Below are 20,040 nucleotides of genomic sequence, written 5' to 3'. Positions count from 1 at the left end.
AATTTTTTCAACCGTGGGTTGCGATAGCTAAGACTGCTTTTGGCCGGTAGCTGTCTTTCGCGAATGGCCGCTATGGGACCAGGCTGTGTGAAAAGGCCCGTGGTTGTCTAACCTTCGGACCGTCGTGATCGTGGCGGGGGCAATCATGAGGCGGTTCATCGAGGGTTTGGCTCGGACGCAGGTCACAATGCTGCCGGAGTGCCTAGACGGACTACATCACCGATGAAAACCCAGTGCGAGTGGTCGATGTCTTCGTCGATGAACTCGACCTGGGCGCGCTCGGTTTCGCAGGCGTCGATCCGGCAGCAACAGGTCGCCCGGCCTACCATCCAGCGGTCCTGCTGAAGATCTACATCTACGGCTACCTAAACCGCATTCAGTCCAGCCGCCGGCTTGAGCGTGAAGCTGAACGAAATGTCGAGTTGATGTGGCTCACTGGGCGTCTGGCTCCAGATTTCAAAACCATCGCCGACTTTCGCAAGGACAACGGTAAAGCCATTCGCAGCGTCTGCCGTCAGTTCGTGTTTCTCTGTCGTAACCTCAATCTGTTCTCTGAGTCGATCATTGCCATCGACGGCAGCAAGTTCAAAGCAGTGAACAATCGCGACCGTAACTTCACCCAGACCAAGGTGAAGGCCCGTATGCAGCAAATCGAGCAGAGCATTGAGCGCTATCTGACAGCGATGGACTCGGCAGACCGAGCAATGCCGGAGGTGGCCGTGGCCAAGGCCGAGCGACTGAAAGAGAAGATCGAAACGCTGAAACAACAGATGCAAAAGCTCAAAGATATTGAAGCGCAGCTACTTCAAACTCCAGACAAACAAATCTCTCTCACAGATCCCGATGCTCGCTCCATGTCAGTTGGCGGTCGGGGCACTGGCACCGTTGGCTATAACGTACAAACGGCCGTTGACGATCAGCACCATCTGATCGTTGCGCATGAGGTGACGAATGTCGGTCATGATCGCGGGCAGTTGAGCAACATGGCGAAGCAAGCGCGTGACCAAATCGGTGCTGAATCGCTGACTGTCGTTGCCGACCGGGGCTATTACACAGGCACGGAAATCGTTGCATGTGAGCAAGCTGGAATCTCGCCCTTCGTACCGAAACCACTGACCTCTAGCAGCAAAGCCGAAGGTCGATTTGGCAAGCAGGATTTCCTATACGTCTCGACATCGGATGAGTATCGATGCCCTGCGGGGCAATTACTGACCAAGCGTTACGCAACATGGGAAGACGGGATGCTGATGCATGTTTATTGGTTCTCAGGTTGCCAGTCCTGCGCGACGCACAAGCAATGTACGACGGGCAAAGAGCGACGGCTAAAACGCTGGGAACATGAAGCGGTCCTCGACTTGATTCAAGTTCAACTGGAGCACGATCCTGGGAAAATGAAGGTGCGCCGCCAAACCGTTGAGCACCCGTTCGGAACGCTCAAGTACTGGATGGGGGCTACCCACTTCCTGACAAAGACCCTGCCACGGGTCAGCACTGAAATGAGCCTTCATGTGCTCGCTTACAACCTCAAGCGAATGATGAGCATCTTGGGCATCAAGGGGCTGCTCGAGGCGATCAAGGCGTGAACTGGCCTACTGAGGCGCCGGCATGCATGCCCAAAAGACCTCAAGAACGACTCAGATCGACACATGCGCCCCAGCACGGCGATTTGAGCTAAACCGCGCAATTTCTTGCCAGTTTGACAAGCCTTTCTAGATCCCCGCGCCCTTCAACGCATTTCGCGTGTTTTCACACAGCCTGGACCCTTTGCAGCCATTCGAGGTACCAAACCAAGAGCGACTCAAGAATCACATCCGCACGTGATCGATTGTCATTGCTCTTGACCCGTCGTTGCCCCCCCCTACAATAGGGATCCCAAATCAAGGAACGATTTCGTGATCACCTGTCAGGTCCGGTACATCATCGACCCCTATCAGGACTTCGAAGCGTTGTTGCCGCGGAACTGCGAGCCAGTAATGCCACGGTAAACTAAGACCTCACCTTGAAGGCAGGTGGGGTTGATAAATTGGTTCGATTTTTCAAGTAAGGACACAAGCATGACCAAGTACAAACTCATCCTGCTCCTGCTGGCGACTGCGGGAATGGCGGGCTGTGTAACCACCGAGCAGATGCCGGACGGGACCACCAAGATTCGCTTTTCGGACGAGGCTGTCAATTCGCTGACCTCGATGATGCCTCGTGCCCTTGTCACCGGGGTTGCGGGTGGTGCAGGTGGGGGGGCGCTCAACCTTATCCCCACTATAAGCCCGCTGGGGACCGGTGAGCCATTGTACCTCAATGGGCAGTTCGAGCTGCAATGCGCATCCGCTTTGCTTTACAGCGCAAAGTCTGGGCGGCCGCTGGACGAGCAGATCAGCAACAGGTGCCGCTCCAGCTACTTCTTGCGCCAGGAGCAGCTCAGGATGGCGGGCAAGTCCTATGATCGAGGAGCGCCAGCATATGATCCTTCAAATCCGCCAAATGAGTACTGGGCCAAAGTGGTGAGTCGCACGGTGAACCAGTTGGCGGCTAAGGATAAGTTCACTGCACGGTTTGCCGGCTACCCGCGGATCGAGAGCGGTGGTGGCATCACGATTTCCGTACGTTTGTTGGGGGAGTCCCAGGGGACTTACGCTGCATTGGCGACCACGCCAGCGCGTACGCCGGTTGTTCTGGATGATGCGGAGTTCGAGCTGGGTATGCGTCAGCGTGCGGCTCGTGTCGGTAACCAGGTCGCGGATGCTATCGCGTGCGATGCGGTGCTCGCATACAGCAAAACTGTCGATAAAGGGCCCAGGCCATCGAGCATTGATGCAAGTTCGTATACGCGCTATGAGGTGTTGTTCACGGTTGCATCCATGGGGTGCAAGGACAGCACCCGGCAGTTCAAGACTGTTTCGCGATAGCGCGTGAATTCACCGGCTTTTGTCGGTTTTGTGCCTGCATTTTTGGCTAGGGGTTCATGTTCCAGATGTCGTCTGCGGCTGACTCGATGATCCCTGTGGTGGGTATATCGGCAGCGTTCAGCCAGTCTTGGCTGACGTCAGCCTGCTGTGCGGCTCGTTCGTGGGCAAACTCGCGAGCCAGGATGGAGCCCTCGACCGACGTTACGAGCGCTGGGTCAGCCTGACCACACTCACCCAGCACGGGCTGCATGTGTTCAACTGCACTTGGTGGCAGATGGATCACAACTGGGGTGCGGGCAGGCGCGGTGGCGGCCTGGATGGCGGTTATACCGGGTCGCTGGACCATGCGATCTCCAACTTACATGTCGGGCGCAGCCAGGGGCAGCGAGAAGGGCTTCGGTGAAGGGCATTCCCACGGCTACTCGCAAGGCTGGGATGCGGGAGCGGCGTGCGCCAATGAAAAATTGGAGCCGCTGAGGGGGCATCTACGGCAGTATTTCGAGGAGGCAGTGCAGCTCAGGGCCGTTGTAGAGCGTCAGGAGACAATCATTGACCTGATGTACCAACAACTCTCCCAAGTCGCGAAAGCGGGCAAGCGCGCCGAGGGCGGACAGACGACTGGAATGTCAAAAGCGTTTGAGGCGTTGCAGAGCACCAATGACCTGTTGCAGGCAAGGGTTGAGGTCATGGATGAGCATTATGCAGCAGCACTCGAGCAATCCAGGCTTCGAGACCAGCAGTACAAGCGCAGCTTGGTGTTCATGCAGGCAGTGCAAGGGGTTCTTGAAGAACTTGTCGCCAACGATACCCCCGAGGCACTGCACATCCGGCAGCGTTTTGTTGAGCGTTACCAGGATCAGGTTGCCCAGGGTTTACGAGGCGGGGATATCCAGATTGCCCCGGAACTGGACGAGGTGTTCCAGAAACTATTGCCCGAAACCCAGCAATTCATTTTAAGGATGCAGCATTCCGTCGCCCCGGGGCAGGATGCTGACGGCCCCTAACAAATGCTTTAGGCCCTCAGGCAGGGGCAGCACTTATCGAGGGGCTTCGGGCGCCTGACACGTGCCTTCTATCACGCCGTACCGCGGCGTGGAGAAATCACAGCTCTCACCTTCATGGCGACTGGCGCACGAACGCTAGGCAGAGACCGACGCTCCCAATACAACACCTTGATGCGATTGCGAGCTTTATTGAGGAAGACGAACAGTAGGGCAGGCAGTTGTTGGTAATTTGGTGCTGTATTGTAGCCTCTGTTGAGTGTCCGCAATGGGTCGAAAGCGGTCAGTCGCGGGCGACTGCTAACGACCCATTGGGCGCGTTCATTCAAACAATTGGAGCCATGACCGAACACTCAACAGAATGAGACTGAAAAGGCATTTGCATCGGATTTGCTCAACGCTAGCCGAATTGATGGCAATGTGATATTAGGTGTGGCGTCTAGTACCGAGGAGATGACAGATGCCGTTACCACCAAGCCTGCTGGGAAGTACATGGACGATTAAGACCGCTCGTAGATTGGTGCCAATTCTAGTCTGGTGTGCACAGAACCACCGCACCATCACCTACAAGGAGTTGGATCAAGAGATAGTTCGTCGAGGTTGGATGGACTACAACGTCCACGCCGCTGCATATGGCAATGCTGCTGGCACTCTTGGAAACGCACTTGCGGAAACGGAAGTAGAGCTTGGTCTGGATTTTCCGCCATTGAACATTCTGGTGGTCAACAAGGCCTACCGGCGTCCAGGCAGTGGCTGCAATCCTTACTTCCGGCGCTATACAAAAGGTCGCAGGTTTGAAAACCTGAGCTGGGCGAAGCAAGGGAACGTCATCGAAGAAGCGACCCAAGACATCTTCAAATGTCGCAACTGGACCCGTCTGTTGCAGCACTATGAGCTGGAGGATTTGTTGCAGCCGGTACTGACGCTGGAGACAGACGACGAAGTTATTTTTCCCCCTACCGATGGATTCTCGGGAGAAGGCGAGTCAGAAGATCATCGTTTGCTGAAAAACCATGTCCTGAGCCATCCGGCCCTAGTGATTGATGAAAGCATCCGCGGTTGGGTCGGGACGCCTGAAGAGCAGCTACCCTCAGGAGACCGCGTCGACGTCTGCTTTCGCAAAGGGGGCTCCATCATTGCGGTCGAAGTGAAGTCCCGCATTTCGAACGATGCAGATCTCTCTCGCGGTATCTATCAATGCGTCAAATACCGTGCGGTTTGCATCGCTTGGCAGAGAGCGCTTCTACAGGTTCCTGATGCGCATGCTGTGCTGGTGATACAAAGAAATCTCCCCACTCAACTCGCTGAGCTGGCAGAACGCCTGTCGATTGATGTAAGAGTTGTGCCTGTTACTGAAACGTGCAGCCACGCTAAGAAGCCGGGCATAGTTCACGCTTGAGCCATCCAGCTTATCAGTAAGGTGGATGATTGAATTGGCGTCGCCCGCCTTATGCACCCCCTGAACCTGGGTCGATTGCGGCCGGCCGTGTATGCCCATTCACGACCCAAAACCGTCCATCGCGAAGGTAGCCTTGCGGCCAGCGCGGTCGGCTTGAATCAGATCTGCTATCTAAGTCGAAACGGTATCCTGCTTGGCTGGCTTACTGAAACAATCCGCGAACGACTTCCCTCAACCATCGATTTCCATTGTCCTGGTGATATCGGGCATGCCAATGCTGCTTGACCGTGAACCCCTCAACTTCGAACGGGCAGTCATGGACCTGTAGCCCATGCATATCGGCCAGTGTCTGCCCGATATGCCGCGGTAAGGTGCCCAGGAGATCGGTGGTCCCGATGATCATCCCTAACCCGAGAAACGCTGGCAGCTCCAGCATGATCCGCCGTTCGATCCCGGCCCGCGCCAATCCTGCCTCCAGCAGCTTCTGCCCGGTGCCGAAACTGATCTGCACATGCCCCTCGGCCCGATACCGCTCCAGGCTCATGCCATTGCCCAGGCGCGGATGCTGCGGGTTGCTCAGGCACACCCAGTCCTGCTCGAACAGCACCTGCTGATACATCCCCCCGCCCAGCCAGGGCACGAAGCCGATGGCCAGGTCCGCTTCGCCCGATTCCAGCGCGCTCTCGGTATTGCCGTCGATCCGCGCTGCCTCCAGGCGGATGCCCGGCGCATGGCTGCGCAAATGATTAAGGATGCTTGGCAGCAAGGTGATGTGGCTGGCATCGCTGACACACAGGCGAAATCGCCGCTGTGCCGTGGCGGCGATGAACTGCGGCTCCCAGGCAGTCAGCCGGCGCAGCGATTCCAGCACCTCGCGGCACGGCCCTATCAGCTGGTCGGCGCGCGGGGTAGGGGCCATGCCGCCCGGCGTGCGCACGAACAGCGGGTCGTTCAATTGCTCGCGCAGGCGCGCCAGCCAGATGCTGATGGTCGGCTGGCTCTGCCCGAGCTGTTCGGCGGCGCGGGTCACGCTGCGGCATTGGTAGAGCACGTCGAACAGCTGCAGCAGCTTGGGTTCGGGCAGGGCCTCCAGGGTAGTCACTATTAAAATTCTCAATGGCTGTATTGAGACCATTGTATAGCGCACATAACCACCGCTGCATAAGGTGACCGCACATCACAGGAGGTGTGCGACGTGAAAATCTGCATTTTGGGCGCCGGAGCACTGGGGTGCGCCATTGGCGCGGCCCTGAGCGAGGCAGGGCATGAAACCTGGCTGCTGAACCGCGGCCGTGCGCACGTCGAGGCGATGAACCAGCACGGGCTGCGGGTACAGGACGAACGGGGCGAGCGCTATGTGCCGGTCAACGCGGCCATCGAAGCCGAGGACGTCGGCGTGACCGATTTGGTGGTGGTGCTGGTGAAGTCGTTTCACACTGCCGAGGCCATCGCGGGTGCCGTCGCGCTGATAGGCCCGCAGACGCTGGTGTTGTCGCTGCAGAACGGCCTCGGCCACGAGGACATTCTGGCCGAAGTGGTGGGGCGCGAGCGGGTGCTGGCGGGCAAGACCTATGTCGGCGGCGTGCTCCTCGCGCCCGGCTCGATCCGCGCCGGTGTGGTCGGCAAACAGACCTTCATCGGTGAGCTTGACGGCCAGCTGACGCCTCGCGTGCAGGCCATCGCCGAAGCGTTCAACAATGCCGGGCTGGCCACCACGGTCAGCGACAACATCCTCGGCACCATGTGGGACAAGCTGCTGGTCAACGTCGCCACCGGTGCGTTGAGCGGCATCACCACGCTCAGCTACGGCCAGCTGTACAGCGAGCCGCTGCTGGAAAGCACCGCCAAGGCCGCCGTGGCCGAGGCCATCGCCGTGGCCGAGCGCGCTGGCATCCGCCTGAGCCTGACCAGCCCCGAGGCTGCCTGGTCACTGGCCGCCGAAGGCCTGCCGGCGAGCTTCCGCACCTCGATGCTGCAGAGCCTGGAAAAAAACTCGATCACCGAAATCGACTTCATTAACGGCTCCGTCGTGCGCTGGGGCCAGCGCCATGGCGTGGCCACGCCGGTCAACGCGACCCTGGTGGCCTGCATCAAGGGTATCGAGCGCGCCATGGCCGATCAGCAGAAGAAGGAAACCCCATGAGCCAGTCAAAAGCCTACCTCGAACACGTGGCGTTCTGGGTGCGGGACATTCAGTGGCATATCCGTTTTTTCAGCGAGGTGTGTGGCATGACCATGCGTGAAGTACAGGGTGACCTCGAGCAACCGGTGCAGTACTGGACACTCGGCGGCCTGCAGTTCATTCACCAGCCGGACTTCGCTGGCCCGGAAGGGCGCCTGGCGCACCTGGGCATCATGTGCGAAGACCTGGAAGCGACGCTGGCCGCCGCCCAGCGCTTTGGCGTCAGCGAAATGCCCCAAGGCCGCAACTGGCTGCGCCTGCCTGATGGCCTGGCGGTGGAGTTCATCCAGGCGCTGCCGGCCAAATGCGTAGCCCAGGCACTGGCCATCGACCCGCGCGCGGAGGTGCAGGCATGAGTGTGATTGAAAAGTACTGGGACGATGCCCGCGAAGGCGATGAGTGCATTAGCCCGACCTACACCGTGACCCGCGAACGCATCCTGGCCTACGCCGACCTCACCGGCGACCACACCCCGGTGCATGTCGACGAGGCCTACGCCAACGCCAGCCACTTTGGCTGCCTGGTCGCCCACGGCCTGTTCGGGCTGTCGATCGCCGACGGCCTGAAGACCCAGTGCGAGTACCGCTTCCTGCCGGGCATGTCGCTGGGCTGGACCTGGGACTTCGTGCTGCCGATCAAGGTCAACGACGTGCTCCATGTGCGCATGCGGGTGGGTGCGATGCGCCCGAGCAACAGCCGACCTGGCTGGGGCATCGTGGTGCTGCCTTCGGAACTGATCAACCAGCACGGCGAAGTCGTGCAACGTGGCGAGCACCGGTTGATGGTGCCGCGCAGGGCATTAGCATGAGCCAGACATTGCCATTGGCGGGTATCCGCGTCGTTGACTACAGCCACTTCCTCGCCGGCCCCTATGTCGGCCGTTGCCTGGCGGCGCTCGGCGCAGAGGTGATCAAGGTCGAGCGGCCGGGTAGCGGCGACGCCGGCCGCCAGCATGCGTTCACCCTGGACGACCAGCAGAGCGGCTATTTCCTGCAGCTGAACATGGGCAAGCAGGGCGTCAGCGTCAACATGAAGGACCCGCGCGGCAAGGCGTTCATGCAGCGCCTGACCGATTCGGCCGACGTGTTCATCGAGAACTACCGCCCCGGCGCCCTGGACAAGCTGGGCCTGGGCTACGCCGAGCTGTCGGCGCGCAACCCTCGCCTGGTGTATTGCTCGATTTCCGCCTACGGCCATACCGGGCCGGACGCCCACCGCGCCGGGTTCGGCCTGATCGCCGAGGCCAAGAGCGGGATCATGCAGATGGTTGGCGTGCCGGGCGAGGCACCGCCGCTGCTGCGTATCTCCCTGGGCGACATGTACACCGGCATCCACGCGGTGGCGGCGATCAATGCCGCGCTGCTCGGCCGGGTGAGCAGTGGCCGGGGCCAGCACATCGACATGGCGCTGTACGACACCCTGGTGTCGATGCACGAATACGCGGTGCAGTGTTACACGCTGTCCGGTGGCACTGTGTTGCCCCAGCAGACCGGCCACGACATGCCGACGTCGACCCTGTACGGGGTGTTCCGCGCCGCCGACGGCGACCTGGTGATCGCCGCCCAGGTCGACGATGCCTGGCAGCGCTTCGCGGCCATGCTCGAAGCTAACGGCGGCCCGCCCGGGTTCGGCAGCGACCGCCGCTACCACAGCCTCAACGGCCGCAACGCGCACCGCGAGGCGATCCTTTCGGTGGTCCGCGACTGGGTTGGCGCGCGTCGGGTGGCCGAGATCCTGGCGTTGCTCGATGCCATCGACATCCCCAGTGCCAAGGTTCAACGCATCGACGAAGTGCTGGCCGACCCGCAGATCCAGGCACGCAAGATGGTCATCGAGCAGCAGCACCCACGCTTCGGCACTCTGCGCCTGCCCAACCTGCCGTTCCGCTTTTCCGATTGCGACACCACGATTCACCAAGTCGCCCCCGACCTTGGCCAGCACAACGCCGAAGTGGCCGCCGGGCTTGGCTTCAGCCCTGAAGAAATCACTGCCTTGCAGGCGGATGGCGTGTTGTTTACCCACGGAGATGCACGATGAGCGACCGCTACGCAGTGATCGGCCGACCGATCAACCACACCAAGTCCCCGCTGATTCATGGCCTGTTTGCCCAGGCCAGCAACCAGCAGCTGGAGTACGGGGCTATCGAAGGTTCGCTGGAAGACTTCGAAGCCCAGGTACTGCAGTTTCGTAGCGAAGGCGGGAAGGGCATGAACATCACCGCCCCGTTCAAGCTGCGTGCCTTCGAGCTGGCCGACCGGCGCAGCGAGCGGGCACAACTGGCACGGGCGGCAAATGCGCTGAAGTTCGAGGATGGCCGCATCGTCGCCGAGAACTTCGATGGCATCGGTTTGCTGCGGGATATCGAGGAGAACCTTGGCCAGCCGCTGCGCAACCGCCGTGTGCTGCTGCTGGGTGCTGGCGGCGCGGTGCGCGGTGCGCTGCTGCCGTTCCTGCAGGCGGGGCCAAGCGAGCTGGTGATCGCTAACCGGGACATGGCCAAGGCGCTGGCGCTGCGTAACGAACTCGATCACCCGCGTCTGCGCATCAGCCGCTACGAAGCGCTGGAAGGGCAATCGTTCGACATCGTGGTCAACGCCACCTCGGCGAGCCTGACCGCTGACTTGCCGCCACTGCCGGCTGACGTGCTGGGCGGGGCGGCCTTGGCCTACGAGCTGGCCTATGGCAAAGGCCTGACGCCTTTCTTGCGCCTGGCCCGCGAGCAGGGCCAGGCGCGCCTGGCCGACGGCGTCGGTATGCTGGTGGAGCAGGCCGCCGAAGCGTTCACCTGGTGGCGCGGGGTGCGGCCCGACACTCGTGCCGTGATCGATCAGCTGAAAATTCCCCTGGAGTAGGACGATGGTCGCCAACGGGCTTGAATGGCAGCGAGCACTGGTCGGGTCGACGCAGATAAAGGTGGCACGCGTCAGCAGTCGGCGATGCGCCTGAAGTGACCGTAGGTGTGGCGGGTGTCGTGCTGCCTGCCCATCCAGCATGGATGGAAAGCCAGTAGCGACTTGCGTGACTGCATAGTACGGTCCGCTTTCAACAAGCCACCCGGTTCGTTGCCTCCAACCCCACGGACCGGGGCTCTCATGACCTGGGAGGTCGAATGGAAGTCGCTACAACGATCAGTCAACAAGAACTGGATAACGCCTTGGTCGCGTTTGCACGCTACAAAATCGGAGAGATCAAGATCTTCGACCTGGAGCAGGCAATGAGCTTCGACGCAGGGCTAGCCTTGTCCCAAAGCGGGCTGGTCCGGTTCTCAATTACCAAGATGGTGTCAGGACGTTATCGCATCAGCGATGAAGGAGAGAACGCCATCACAGAGGCTGGCCGGGATCGCCTTGAGGTGATCCGCGCCTGACCCTGGCTTTCCAGCCTTGTGAGGGCCGTAGTCGCGTTCTGGGCGGGCGGCAGCGCGAGGCGAGGCTGCAGGTAGAGTGAGATGAGCCTGCTTGTGCTTGCCTAAAGTCCCGAGCGAACCCGATCAAGGACTGACTGCGCGATTGCGCTGTTTGGCTGGTGCGGTGTCAGGTGGGCATCAGGGCGCTGGAATGGGAATTGCTGTGGTCTTGAGACATTGATCATGCGGAGTACGCAGAAATGACTCAGGATGACCGCTATTACATGATTTTCAGCGTGGTGGCTGTGCTGGTACTGGATCTGGCAGCGACTTATGTGTTCCTCAATGCCATCCCCTGACCCCGGATATGGGGCAGGCCATACTCGTAATCGGGGCCGATGCAGGGTGTGAGGCCCCCCAAAAAACCTATATAGCAAACAAACCTGATGCCCTGTTGTCGTTGAGCAGTAACATGGGCAGGACAAAATCAAAAAAAGGGCAGGCTGCTTGGCTACATTTCCCGGTTTTCGATGGGGATGCAGGAGCGTGTCGCGTGAAAAACTCAAGATCGCTAGCAGGTGCAATACTAGTAACCGGGGCAGCCTCGCTGTTGGTGGCAGGCTGCGCACAAAACCCTGATGTGCGTGACAGCCACGACTATACCGCTGGCACTACAGCGAAAAGCTCACCCGCCTATCTGGGCTGTGTCAAAGGCGAGCTACAAGGGAATGTGAAAACCTATGAAGTCGAGGGTGATAACGCGGTCAGGCTTTTCGTCGAAAGCACTGACCCCGACAAGGCAGAGGGGCTTGTAGAGTTGCGGGGTACGGGAACCGAGCGCCACTTTACGGCCTACCAACGTGATGCCTGGTACGACCATGGCAGATTGCTGGATGCTGCATTGATGTGTTCAAAAGCGTAATCATCCAACCCAACACAAAAAGCCCGCCGTCGAGAGCGGGCTTTTTGCCTGAGGGCAACGGCACGAGGTGTCGATCGCCTGCCCGGCTACGTTCAAAAAAATGGCCAGTGGAACCGACTATGGCTTGAGCAGCGTTACTTTTGCATTTGCCGGCCCCGCCCGTAATAATCGGTGTATTTGGATGGAGCGTCGCAGGTGGAAGCAAGAAGCGTAGTCGCCGAAATGTTCATTGGGATACCGACGCATTTCTGGGTTTTGCCTGTTGCCGGCCTGGTTGCCTACTACGGGCTGAAATGGTCCGCCAGGTCCAGTAAGCGTGCCACCCTGCTGCAAGCCTCGACATACCTGTTACTGCTGGTACTGGCCGTTCTGCCCAACGGCTTTTACGCCCTGTTTCCTCCCGCGCCCGCGCCGGATGTACTGTTGAATCAAACACCGTTGCCCAACTACGCAGGGCGCTTCTACCTGGATGCATTCTATGTCTTCAGTGGCTGGGCGCTGAGCAAAGTGGTCAAGTTAAAGTTCAGCTAAGTCGCAGCTCGCTAGCGGATGGGCTGACTGGCGCCGGAGTATCCTCAGTACTTCAGCTTTTCTCCTGTACCTGCAGCACCGAACCCTTGTCGTCAGTTGCCAGTAACCCACCGGCGTTGGTGTCGTCTGATTGTCGCTCGGCAAGTGCTATATCCTGCGAGCGGAAGATACTACGGCCCTGTTCACCGGTTTTAAGGGTGACGAGTTTGCCGTTCTGATAGAAGAACTGGGTGTGGTTGGCGTTCGTTTGCATGGTATGAAGCCCTGCCGAGTCGTGGTGTGATATGCCTCGGGAGTTTCACTGTTGCAGCGTGACCCTGCTACTGGCAGAAATATCAGGTGCGCTGCACTGATCCCATTTGGGCTTTGTCCTGCAGCAAGACTTTGGTTGATTAGCGACGCGGCGTCACGCCCGTTAGAATGCAGCGTATCCATAACGGTGGATTGCAAATGCCTGACTTTCGTATCTTTATCGCCACGGTGTTGGTGGCCAGCCTTGCTGGTTGCGCAACCCCCGGCAAACCCACTGCCAGCAAACTGACCAAGAAATCGCCGCAGCAGTACGCCGCCTGTGTCCTGCCAAAATGGCAGGCGCTCGCCCCACAGGCCACGCAGAAGTCGATAGCCCACGGCTACCGGCTCACGGCACCAAGCGCGGTGGCAAGCGATGATGTGCTTGATGTGGTCGACGCTCACGAGGGCAGCCGCGCGACCTTCTACAAAGGCAGCTTTCTGTCTGGCGACAAGTTACGCCAGGCTGCCAAGCAATGCCTGGATTGAATCAGTGACCCGAGCGGGTTGAGCCGCCGAGATCTCCTGCAGTTACCCCATCTCATCCCGCTTGTTCAAATGCTCGCACTTCACCTGCGCCTCCATGCGGCTCGGATAACTGGGCCTGAGCCGCTCCTTTGCCTGATTGTCATAAATGTCGAACCCTCCACACACGGTAGCGGCGTAGTAGCGGCTGCCAACGCGGAACGATTCCTTTTCGATCGGCACAGCGGGAACGATAACGAATCTTGGTTGCATTTTCGTGCCTCCCCAGGCAGAGACTTAAGTATTAGTCTTGCAGTTGGTAAGCATCAAGCTGGCTCATGAATAAAGGCCCCGGTCCGATCACCGGTGCGTCAATCGCACTGTCATCAAATGAAAACCCACTGTCGTCCGATGCGAAGCATCCCGCAAGCCAAGGGCATACAGTCCAATCACCAGCACTGACGCCTGACGTCCAGATCGATGATTGGAGAGACAAGCATGTCCAAAGTCGTACGTTTCCATCAGACCGGTGGCCCCGAAGTATTGCGCTACGAGGACGCCGAGGTTGGCGAGCCCGGCCCTGGGCAGGTACGTTTGCGCCAGGTGGCGGTGGGCCTGAACTATGCCGACACCTACTTTCGTAACGGCACTTACCCGATCGCGCTGCCCAATGGCATCGGTGTGGAAGCTGCCGGGGTGGTGGAGGCGGTGGGCGAAGGCGTGACCCAGGTGGTGGTCGGTGACCGGGTCACCTACACCGGTTTCCTCAATACCCTGGGTGCCTATTGCACCGAGCGCCTGATCCCCGCGGCGGCGCTGATCAAGCTGCCGGAAACCATTGCCTTCGAGACTGCTGCCGCCATGACCATGCGCGGGCTGACCTCGGCTTACCTTTTACGCCGGCTCTATGACTTCAAACCCGGCGACAGCGTGCTTTTGCATGCGGCTGCTGGCGGGGTGGGCCTGATTGTCGCGCAGTGGGCGCGGCTGCTTGGGCTGAACGTGATCGGCACAGTATCCACCGAGGCCAAGGCTGAGGTGGCCCGCGCCCATGGCTGCAGCCACATCATCAACTACAGCGTCGAAGACGTCGCCAGCCGCGTGCGCGAACTGACCGACGGGGTAGGGGTGAACGTCGTGTTCGACAGCGTCGGCAAGACCACCTTCACAGGCTCGCTCGATTCGCTCAAGCGTCGCGGGCTGATGGTTTGCGTCGGCACGGCGTCGGGCACCATCCCGCCGTTCGACCCGCAGTTGCTGGCAATCAAGGGTTCGCTGCAGCTTACCCGCCCGGCACTGGCCGACTTCATCGCTGATCCTGCAGAAAAGGCTGATCTGGCCGGCGAGTTGTTCGACCACGTCAGCAGCGGGCGCATACGTATCGAAATCAATCAGCACTACGCCCTGCAGGACGCGGTACAGGCCCACCGTGACCTGGAAGCCCGCAAAACCACGGGCTCGTCGATCTTCGTCATCTGAAGAGGGCAACAGCATGCACATTGAACAACTGACCTGCGCGATCGGTGCCGAGGTGAGTGGCGTCAACCTGGCCGATGCGATTCACGACGACGAACTGTTCGCCCAGTTGCGTCAGCAGTTGCTCCAGCACCGTGTGCTGTTCCTGCGCGACCAGCACTTCAGCCGTGCCGAGCACGTGGCCTTCGCCCGCCGCTTCGGCGAGCTGGAGGACCACCCGGTGGCCGGTAGCGACCCGGAGCACCCGGGGCTGGTGCAGATCTACAAGCGCCCGGACCAGCCCAACGACCGCTATGAAAATGCCTGGCACACCGATGCCACCTGGCGTGAGGCGCCGCCCATGGGGTGTGTGCTGCGCTGTGTGGAATGCCCTCCGGTAGGCGGCGATACCCTGTGGGCGAACATGGTGCTGGCCTATGAAAACCTGCCTGACGATGTAAAGGCCAGAATCGAGGGCCTACGCGCCCGCCACAGCATCGAGGCCAGCTTCGGCGCTGCAATGCCGCTGGACAAACGGCTTGCACTCAAGGCGCAGTTCCCCGATGCCGAGCACCCGGTCGTACGCACCCACCCGGAAACGGGGGAGCAGGTGCTGTTCGTCAACGCCTTCACCACCCATTTCAGTAACTACCACACCCCGCAGCGGGTGCGCTTCGGCCAGGATGCAAACCCCGGTGCCGGCGACCTGCTGCGTTACCTGATCAGCCAGGCCTACCTGCCCGAATACCAGGTGCGTTGGCGCTGGAAGCCCAACAGCGTGGCGATTTGGGACAACCGCAGCACCCAGCATTACGCCGTGATGGACTACCCGCCATGCCATCGCAAGATGGAGCGTGCCGGGATCAAGGGCAGCCGCACGTTCTAAGCCAGCCGTCACGAGTGGTAACCGAACAATAACAATAGCGAGGACTACAGCATGCAATTCTTCGACGATTCGTTGCACCCGGAAAACATGGAAAAGGTGGTCATCACCGTCGCCCCTTATGGCCCGGAGTGGATGCCCGAAGACTTCCCTGAAGACATTCCGCTGACCATGGACGAGCAGGTGCAGAAGGCCGTCGACTGCTACGAGGCAGGCGCCACTGTGCTGCACTTGCATGTGCGTGAGCTGGACGGCAAGGGCTCCAAGCGCCTGTCCAAGTTCAACGAGCTGATTGCCGGGGTACGTGAAGCTGTGCCGGAGATGATCATTCAAGTCGGCGGTTCGATTTCCTTCGCCCCGGAAGGCGAAGGCGAGGCGGCCAAATGGCTGTCGGATGATACCCGGCATATGCTTGCCGAGCTGGCGCCGCGCCCCGACCAGGTGACCGTGGCCATCAACACCACGCAGATGAACATCATGGAGTTGCTGTACCCCGAGTACCTTGAAGGCACCTCGCTGGCCAGCCCTGCAATCCATGCCGCCTACAGCGAAATGACCGTGCCGGCCGGCCCGGCCTGGGTCCGCGAGCACTTGCGTCGCCTGCAGGCCAGCCATATTCAGCCGCATTTCCAGCTGACCGGCATGCATGCCCTGGAAACCCTCGAACGCATCGTGCGCCGGGGTGACTACATGGGGCCGTTGAACCTGACCTGGATCGGTATTGGTGGCGGTTTCGACGGCCCCAACCCGTTCAACTTCTTCAACTTCATCCACCGCGCGCCGGACGGCTGCACCCTGACTGCCGAATCGTTGCTCAAGAACGTGCTGCCGTTCAATACCATGGCGCTGGCCATGGGCCTGCACCCGCGCTGCGGCAACGAAGACACCATCATCGACCAGCACGGCAAACGCTTCACCTCGGTGCAGCAGATCCAGCAGACCGTGCGCGTGGCCCATGAGCTGGGTCGCGAGATCGCCAGCGGCAAGGAGGCCCGCGCCATTTACCGCATCGGGCAGCAGTACGACAGTATCGAGCAGACGCTGAAAGCCAATGGCATGGCGCCGAACCGCCAGGCGGGTGAGAAGGGCGTGCCACAGCGCATTTGATGCGGTTATGGCAGGCCCGGCCTCTTCGCGGGCGTACCCGTGAAGAGGCCACAAAAAGCAACGTGAGTTCTGGCTGTTACCCATAACAACAAAAACAACACCCACGCTTCACACCCAAGGAGGCAACATGGCCACCTATCTCGTCAGCGCCGAAGGCTCCGGCACCGACACTGCCAACAGCATCCCCCGGCGCTATGCCTGGGTAGTCTTCGCCTTGACCTTCGGCCTGTTGATCTCCGACTACATGTCGCGCCAGGTGCTCAATGCGGTGTTTCCGCTGCTCAAGGGCGAGTGGGCATTGAGCGACAGCCAGTTGGGCTTGCTCAGCGGCATCGTCGCGCTGATGGTCGGCCTGCTGACCTTCCCGTTGTCGCTGCTGGCCGACCGTTTCGGCAGGGTACGCAGCCTGGTGCTGATGGCCGTGCTGTGGAGCCTGGCCACGCTCGGCTGTGCCCTGGCGGAGAACTACTCGCAGATGTTCATCGCGCGCTTCCTGGTCGGGGTGGGCGAGGCAGCCTACGGCAGTGTCGGCATTGCCGTGGTGGTCGCGGTATTCCCCCGCGACATGCGCTCGACGCTGGCCGGGGCATTCATGGCCGGCGGCATGTTCGGCTCGGTGCTGGGCATGGCCTTGGGCGGGGTGTTGGCCCAGCACCTGGGCTGGCGCTGGGCATTCGCCGGCATGGCATTGTTCGGCCTGGTGCTGGCGATGCTCTACCCCGTCATCGTCAAAGAGGGGCGCATTGCGCCCAAGTGCGCGCAGCAGGCGCTGGACAAGGCCAGCCACCCGCTGCGCACCCTGTACGGCAGCCGTTCGGTCATCGCCGCGTATGTCGGCAGTGGCCTGCAGTTGTTTGTCGGCGGCACCCTGATCGTGTGGATGCCCAGTTACCTGAACCGCTATTACGCCATGGGCACCGACCGCGCGGGGGCAATCGCCGCCGTCATCGTGCTGTGCAGTGGTATCGGCATGATTCTTTGCGCCATGCTTTGCGATCGCCTTGGGCGACAGCGCCCGGACCGCAAGATCAGCCTGGCCATCGGCTATTGCCTGGGCAGTTGCGCGCTGCTGAGCATAGCCTTTGCGTTGCCTGCCGGTACCGTGCAACTGGTGCTGATCTGCCTGGGCATGATGATAGCCGCCGGCACCAATGGCCCGTCCAGTGCCATGGTTGCCAACCTTACCCACGCCGCTGTGCATGGCACGGCATTCGCCACCCTGACCTTGGCCAACAACCTGCTGGGCCTGGCCACCGGGCCGCTGATCACCGGTCGGGTGTCGGACCTGATCGGGCTTCAGGCGGCGTTGCAGTTGGTGCCACTGACAAGCATCGCAGCGGCGGCTGTGTTCTTGGTTGCCAAACGTCACTACCACCGCGACATGGACCGTCTGCGCTTCAGGAATTGAAACTGTGAAACAGCAGTTGTCCATCGAAATGCTCTTCGATTTCGTCTGCCCCTGGTGCCTGATTGGCCAGCGGCACTTGCAAGCTGCGTTGTTGCTGTTGCAGCGAGAGCAGCCACATATGCAAGTGCAGGTTCGCAGGCAGGGCGTGCAGTTGCTGCCGGGGCTGCCGGCCAATGGGGTACCCTTCAAACAATTCTACCTTCAACGCCTGGGCAGCGAGCAGGCAGTGCGCGAGCGCCAGGCTCAGGTGCGCGCGGCTGCCAGCGTGGTGGGCGAGGACATCGACTTCTCGCGCATCGGCCGCATGCCAAACACCGGCAACGCCCACCGGTTGATGCAGCGGGCCGGTAGCCTGCTTGGCGCGTCGCAACAGCAAGCGTTGTTGGAGCGGCTGTTCATTGCCTATTTCCACCAAGGCCGCGACCTCGGCGATAGCCGCACGTTGCTCGGCATCGCTCAGGGTTGCGGGCTTGAGGCCGCGCAGGTAATCGATTGTTTGCGTGATGATGGCAGCCCGTTCCTCGACGGTGCAGGGCGTGCAGGCAGCGCGGTGCCACGTTATCGCTTCAACCTGGGCCCTCTGATTGCCGGGGTGCGGCCAGCCGAGGCGCTGTTTGCGGCGATGACCGACGCGTTGTCAGAGGGAGTGCAGGCATGAGCCGGCGTATCGCCCTGAACCCCAGCCATGTGCCGGAGCGCAATGGCCGGGTGCTGCTGGCCTGCGAGGGCCGCAGCGTCGCATTGTTCAATGTCGCCGGTGCGCTCTACGCCATCGACGATAGCTGCCCGCACCAAGGGGCGTCGCTGTGTGGTGGGCGCCTGGAAGGGCGGGTGATCCAGTGCTGTGCCCACGGCCTGCGCTTCGACCTGGCCAGCGGCTACCTGGTCAATTCCAACGCGTTGAAAGTTACCTGCTACCCGGTGCATCAGGAGGGTGATGCGGTGTTCATCACCCTCGAGCCTGACGGGGCTGGGGAGCAGGGCTGACACTGCGTGCCCGCCAACTGGCCGGTGGCATGCCGTACTGGGCGATGAACCAGCGGGTGAACGAACTGGGCATCGAGTAGCCGAGCATATCGGCTATGCGACCCAGCGAATAGCTGGGGTTCTCCAGGTAGCGCATCACCAGGTCACGTCGCACGCTGTTGATCAGGTCCTTGAAGGTCAACCCGTTTTCTTCCAGCCGCCGCTGAAGGGTACGTACGTTCATGCCCTGGGTTTGCGCCACTTGCTCGAGGGTGGCCCGGCCCATGGGCAGCAGCAGGTAGATGGTCTTGCGCAGCTCCAGCTCCAGCGATGGCTCGCTGCCTGCGGGCAGCGTGTCCAGGTAGCGTCGTGCCAGGCGGGCCATGGCTTCGTTGGCTTGCGGGCTGGCACTGTCGAGGTCGGCGGCAGGGCAGACGATGCCGTTGAACTCGCTGCCAAACACCAGCGTGCAGCCGAAAATACGCCGGTGAATGGCCGGGTCGGCGGGGGCCGCATGGGTGAAATTGGCGCTGATCGGGTGCCAGTGTGTGCCTAGCAGCGCCGCGCACAAGCGCATCATCACGCCGATAGCCAGCTCGGTGGCCTGGCGGCTACAGGGCGCGCGCTCGCTGATCACCTCTTCGCGAATGACCACGGTCTTGCCAGCTTCTTCGATATGAATGGCCAGCGCGTCATTGAGCAGATGGCGGTACTGCACGATCACCTGTAGCGCATCACGCAGGTTGCGTTGGTGGCTGAGCAGCAGGCTGATTTCGCCGAAGTCCGACAACTGGCGCAGTTCGGCCATGCGCAAGCCGAAGCTCTCGCATTGGCTGGCGCTGGCGGAAGCTTCCAGCAGGTTGATCACGCTGGCCACCGGGATACGCCGGTTGGGGTCATCGAGCAGCGCCGTGCTGAGGCCCATCTGTGCCAGCAGTTTGTGGGGGTTGAGACCCAGGTGGCGAGACACTTCCAGGTAGTTGGTCAAGCTGGCGGCGCGGACGAGGGCAGGCATTTTTTATTGTTATCCCTATTGTTCAGGCAACCTGGCGCTTTCAGACAGCAGCACAAGGCTGTTGCTACAAAAAGCACTTGGCTTGCAGGTGCACGGGTTTTATAGCCTGCGTGTCATCAATTGAAAAGCAAAGCCCTGTTCGTGCCATTGTCATCAAATGAAAAGT

23 protein-coding genes and 1 pseudogene are annotated in these 20,040 nt (G+C 60.7%); 19 read left to right on the top strand and 5 right to left on the bottom strand.

What is annotated here, in order from left to right; translation table 11 throughout:
* Positions 1 to 145: 145 nt before the first annotated feature.
* Both LVS58_RS12915 and LVS58_RS12910 read left to right on the top strand, forming a co-directional pair.
* Positions 146 to 1,583, top strand: a pseudogene (locus LVS58_RS12915) (IS1182 family transposase).
* A gap of 471 nt (positions 1,584 to 2,054) precedes the next feature.
* Positions 2,055 to 2,903 carry a hypothetical protein gene (locus LVS58_RS12910; protein ID WP_233691415.1) on the top strand — a complete coding sequence of 283 codons (849 nt, stop codon included), beginning with the start codon at positions 2,055 to 2,057 and terminating at the stop codon, positions 2,901 to 2,903.
* Between the two features lie 46 nt (positions 2,904 to 2,949).
* On the opposite strand, the gene LVS58_RS12905 is transcribed toward LVS58_RS12910, so the two are convergent.
* On the bottom strand, positions 2,950 to 3,249 hold the full coding sequence (locus LVS58_RS12905; RefSeq protein ID WP_233691414.1) for a hypothetical protein: 300 nt from the start codon (positions 3,247 to 3,249) through the stop codon (positions 2,950 to 2,952).
* Here LVS58_RS12905 and LVS58_RS12900 point away from each other — a divergent pair.
* Positions 3,248 to 3,907, top strand: a complete 660-nt coding sequence (locus LVS58_RS12900; RefSeq protein ID WP_233691413.1) for a hypothetical protein — start codon at positions 3,248 to 3,250, stop codon at positions 3,905 to 3,907. The genes LVS58_RS12905 and LVS58_RS12900 overlap by 2 nt on opposite strands.
* A gap of 457 nt (positions 3,908 to 4,364) precedes the next feature.
* Complete coding sequence (locus tag LVS58_RS12895; RefSeq protein WP_233691412.1) at positions 4,365 to 5,303, top strand: hypothetical protein; 939 nt, start codon at positions 4,365 to 4,367, stop codon at positions 5,301 to 5,303.
* 202 nt (positions 5,304 to 5,505) lie between these two features.
* Here the strand turns inward: LVS58_RS12895 and LVS58_RS12890 are convergent, their stop codons facing one another.
* The gene (locus LVS58_RS12890; protein WP_108191062.1) at positions 5,506 to 6,405 is read right to left on the bottom strand and encodes a LysR family transcriptional regulator; all 900 of its coding nucleotides are present in this window, start codon (positions 6,403 to 6,405) and stop codon (positions 5,506 to 5,508) included.
* A 93-nt stretch (positions 6,406 to 6,498) separates the two neighbouring features.
* Here LVS58_RS12890 and LVS58_RS12885 point away from each other — a divergent pair, with 93 nt between their 5' ends.
* The 8 genes from LVS58_RS12885 to LVS58_RS12850 all read left to right on the top strand — a co-directional run bounded on the left by LVS58_RS12885 (position 6,499) and on the right by LVS58_RS12850 (position 12,284).
* Positions 6,499 to 7,446 (top strand): ketopantoate reductase family protein, encoded by a 948-nt coding sequence (locus LVS58_RS12885; RefSeq protein WP_233691411.1) that lies wholly within the window; start codon positions 6,499 to 6,501, stop codon positions 7,444 to 7,446.
* Positions 7,443 to 7,841, top strand: a complete 399-nt coding sequence (locus tag LVS58_RS12880) for a VOC family protein (RefSeq protein WP_233691410.1) — start codon at positions 7,443 to 7,445, stop codon at positions 7,839 to 7,841. Before LVS58_RS12885 ends, LVS58_RS12880 begins: the two co-directional genes overlap by 4 nt.
* Positions 7,838 to 8,293: a MaoC family dehydratase gene (locus LVS58_RS12875; RefSeq protein ID WP_010953900.1), complete on the top strand. Its 456-nt coding sequence runs from the start codon at positions 7,838 to 7,840 to the stop codon at positions 8,291 to 8,293. The genes LVS58_RS12880 and LVS58_RS12875 overlap by 4 nt, the downstream gene beginning before the upstream one ends.
* Positions 8,290 to 9,522: a CaiB/BaiF CoA transferase family protein gene (locus LVS58_RS12870; protein WP_233691409.1), complete on the top strand. Its 1,233-nt coding sequence runs from the start codon at positions 8,290 to 8,292 to the stop codon at positions 9,520 to 9,522. Before LVS58_RS12875 ends, LVS58_RS12870 begins: the two co-directional genes overlap by 4 nt.
* Complete coding sequence (gene aroE / locus LVS58_RS12865) at positions 9,519 to 10,337, top strand: shikimate dehydrogenase (protein ID WP_233691408.1); 819 nt, start codon at positions 9,519 to 9,521, stop codon at positions 10,335 to 10,337. Before LVS58_RS12870 ends, aroE begins: the two co-directional genes overlap by 4 nt.
* Before the next feature lie 257 nt (positions 10,338 to 10,594).
* Positions 10,595 to 10,852 carry a hypothetical protein gene (locus LVS58_RS12860; RefSeq protein ID WP_233691407.1) on the top strand — a complete coding sequence of 86 codons (258 nt, stop codon included), beginning with the start codon at positions 10,595 to 10,597 and terminating at the stop codon, positions 10,850 to 10,852.
* A 532-nt stretch (positions 10,853 to 11,384) separates the two neighbouring features.
* Positions 11,385 to 11,753 carry a hypothetical protein gene (locus tag LVS58_RS12855; RefSeq protein WP_233691406.1) on the top strand — a complete coding sequence of 123 codons (369 nt, stop codon included), beginning with the start codon at positions 11,385 to 11,387 and terminating at the stop codon, positions 11,751 to 11,753.
* 222 nt (positions 11,754 to 11,975) lie between these two features.
* Complete coding sequence (locus tag LVS58_RS12850) at positions 11,976 to 12,284, top strand: hypothetical protein (protein ID WP_233691455.1); 309 nt, start codon at positions 11,976 to 11,978, stop codon at positions 12,282 to 12,284.
* A 52-nt stretch (positions 12,285 to 12,336) separates the two neighbouring features.
* Here the strand turns inward: LVS58_RS12850 and LVS58_RS12845 are convergent, their stop codons facing one another.
* Positions 12,337 to 12,537 carry a hypothetical protein gene (locus tag LVS58_RS12845; RefSeq protein WP_233691405.1) on the bottom strand — a complete coding sequence of 67 codons (201 nt, stop codon included), beginning with the start codon at positions 12,535 to 12,537 and terminating at the stop codon, positions 12,337 to 12,339.
* Positions 12,538 to 12,704: 167 nt separating this feature from the next.
* Here LVS58_RS12845 and LVS58_RS12840 point away from each other — a divergent pair, with 167 nt between their 5' ends.
* Positions 12,705 to 13,064 carry a hypothetical protein gene (locus LVS58_RS12840; protein WP_233691404.1) on the top strand — a complete coding sequence of 120 codons (360 nt, stop codon included), beginning with the start codon at positions 12,705 to 12,707 and terminating at the stop codon, positions 13,062 to 13,064.
* A 42-nt stretch (positions 13,065 to 13,106) separates the two neighbouring features.
* On the opposite strand, the gene LVS58_RS12835 is transcribed toward LVS58_RS12840, so the two are convergent.
* Positions 13,107 to 13,313, bottom strand: coding sequence for a hypothetical protein (locus LVS58_RS12835; RefSeq protein WP_233691403.1), 207 nt, complete (start codon positions 13,311 to 13,313; stop codon positions 13,107 to 13,109).
* 225 nt (positions 13,314 to 13,538) lie between these two features.
* Between LVS58_RS12835 and LVS58_RS12830 the strand changes: the two genes are divergently transcribed.
* From LVS58_RS12830 to LVS58_RS12805, 6 genes are all read left to right on the top strand, one after another.
* Entirely contained in the window at positions 13,539 to 14,519 is a 981-nt protein-coding gene (locus LVS58_RS12830) for a quinone oxidoreductase family protein (protein ID WP_233691402.1), read from the top strand.
* A gap of 13 nt (positions 14,520 to 14,532) precedes the next feature.
* Entirely contained in the window at positions 14,533 to 15,381 is an 849-nt protein-coding gene (locus LVS58_RS12825) for a TauD/TfdA dioxygenase family protein (protein WP_233691401.1), read from the top strand.
* A gap of 51 nt (positions 15,382 to 15,432) precedes the next feature.
* Positions 15,433 to 16,485: a 3-keto-5-aminohexanoate cleavage protein gene (locus LVS58_RS12820; protein ID WP_233691400.1), complete on the top strand. Its 1,053-nt coding sequence runs from the start codon at positions 15,433 to 15,435 to the stop codon at positions 16,483 to 16,485.
* 127 nt (positions 16,486 to 16,612) lie between these two features.
* The gene (locus LVS58_RS12815; protein WP_233691399.1) at positions 16,613 to 17,893 is read left to right on the top strand and encodes an MFS transporter; all 1,281 of its coding nucleotides are present in this window, start codon (positions 16,613 to 16,615) and stop codon (positions 17,891 to 17,893) included.
* Between the two features lie 4 nt (positions 17,894 to 17,897).
* Positions 17,898 to 18,551: a DsbA family protein gene (locus LVS58_RS12810; protein ID WP_233691398.1), complete on the top strand. Its 654-nt coding sequence runs from the start codon at positions 17,898 to 17,900 to the stop codon at positions 18,549 to 18,551.
* Positions 18,548 to 18,880, top strand: a complete 333-nt coding sequence (locus LVS58_RS12805) for a Rieske (2Fe-2S) protein (protein WP_233691397.1) — start codon at positions 18,548 to 18,550, stop codon at positions 18,878 to 18,880. The genes LVS58_RS12810 and LVS58_RS12805 overlap by 4 nt, the downstream gene beginning before the upstream one ends.
* Here the strand turns inward: LVS58_RS12805 and LVS58_RS12800 are convergent.
* On the bottom strand, positions 18,843 to 19,874 hold the full coding sequence (locus tag LVS58_RS12800; protein ID WP_233691396.1) for an AraC family transcriptional regulator: 1,032 nt from the start codon (positions 19,872 to 19,874) through the stop codon (positions 18,843 to 18,845). The genes LVS58_RS12805 and LVS58_RS12800 overlap by 38 nt on opposite strands.
* Between the last annotated feature and the right edge of the window lie 166 nt (positions 19,875 to 20,040).

Source organism: Pseudomonas sp. JR33AA, assembly GCF_021378985.1.
In the GTDB taxonomy this organism is placed as follows: domain Bacteria; phylum Pseudomonadota; class Gammaproteobacteria; order Pseudomonadales; family Pseudomonadaceae; genus Aquipseudomonas; species Aquipseudomonas alloputida.
The sequence above is the reverse complement of the archived record's forward strand: the minus strand, read 5'-3'. Positions and strand labels throughout refer to the sequence as shown.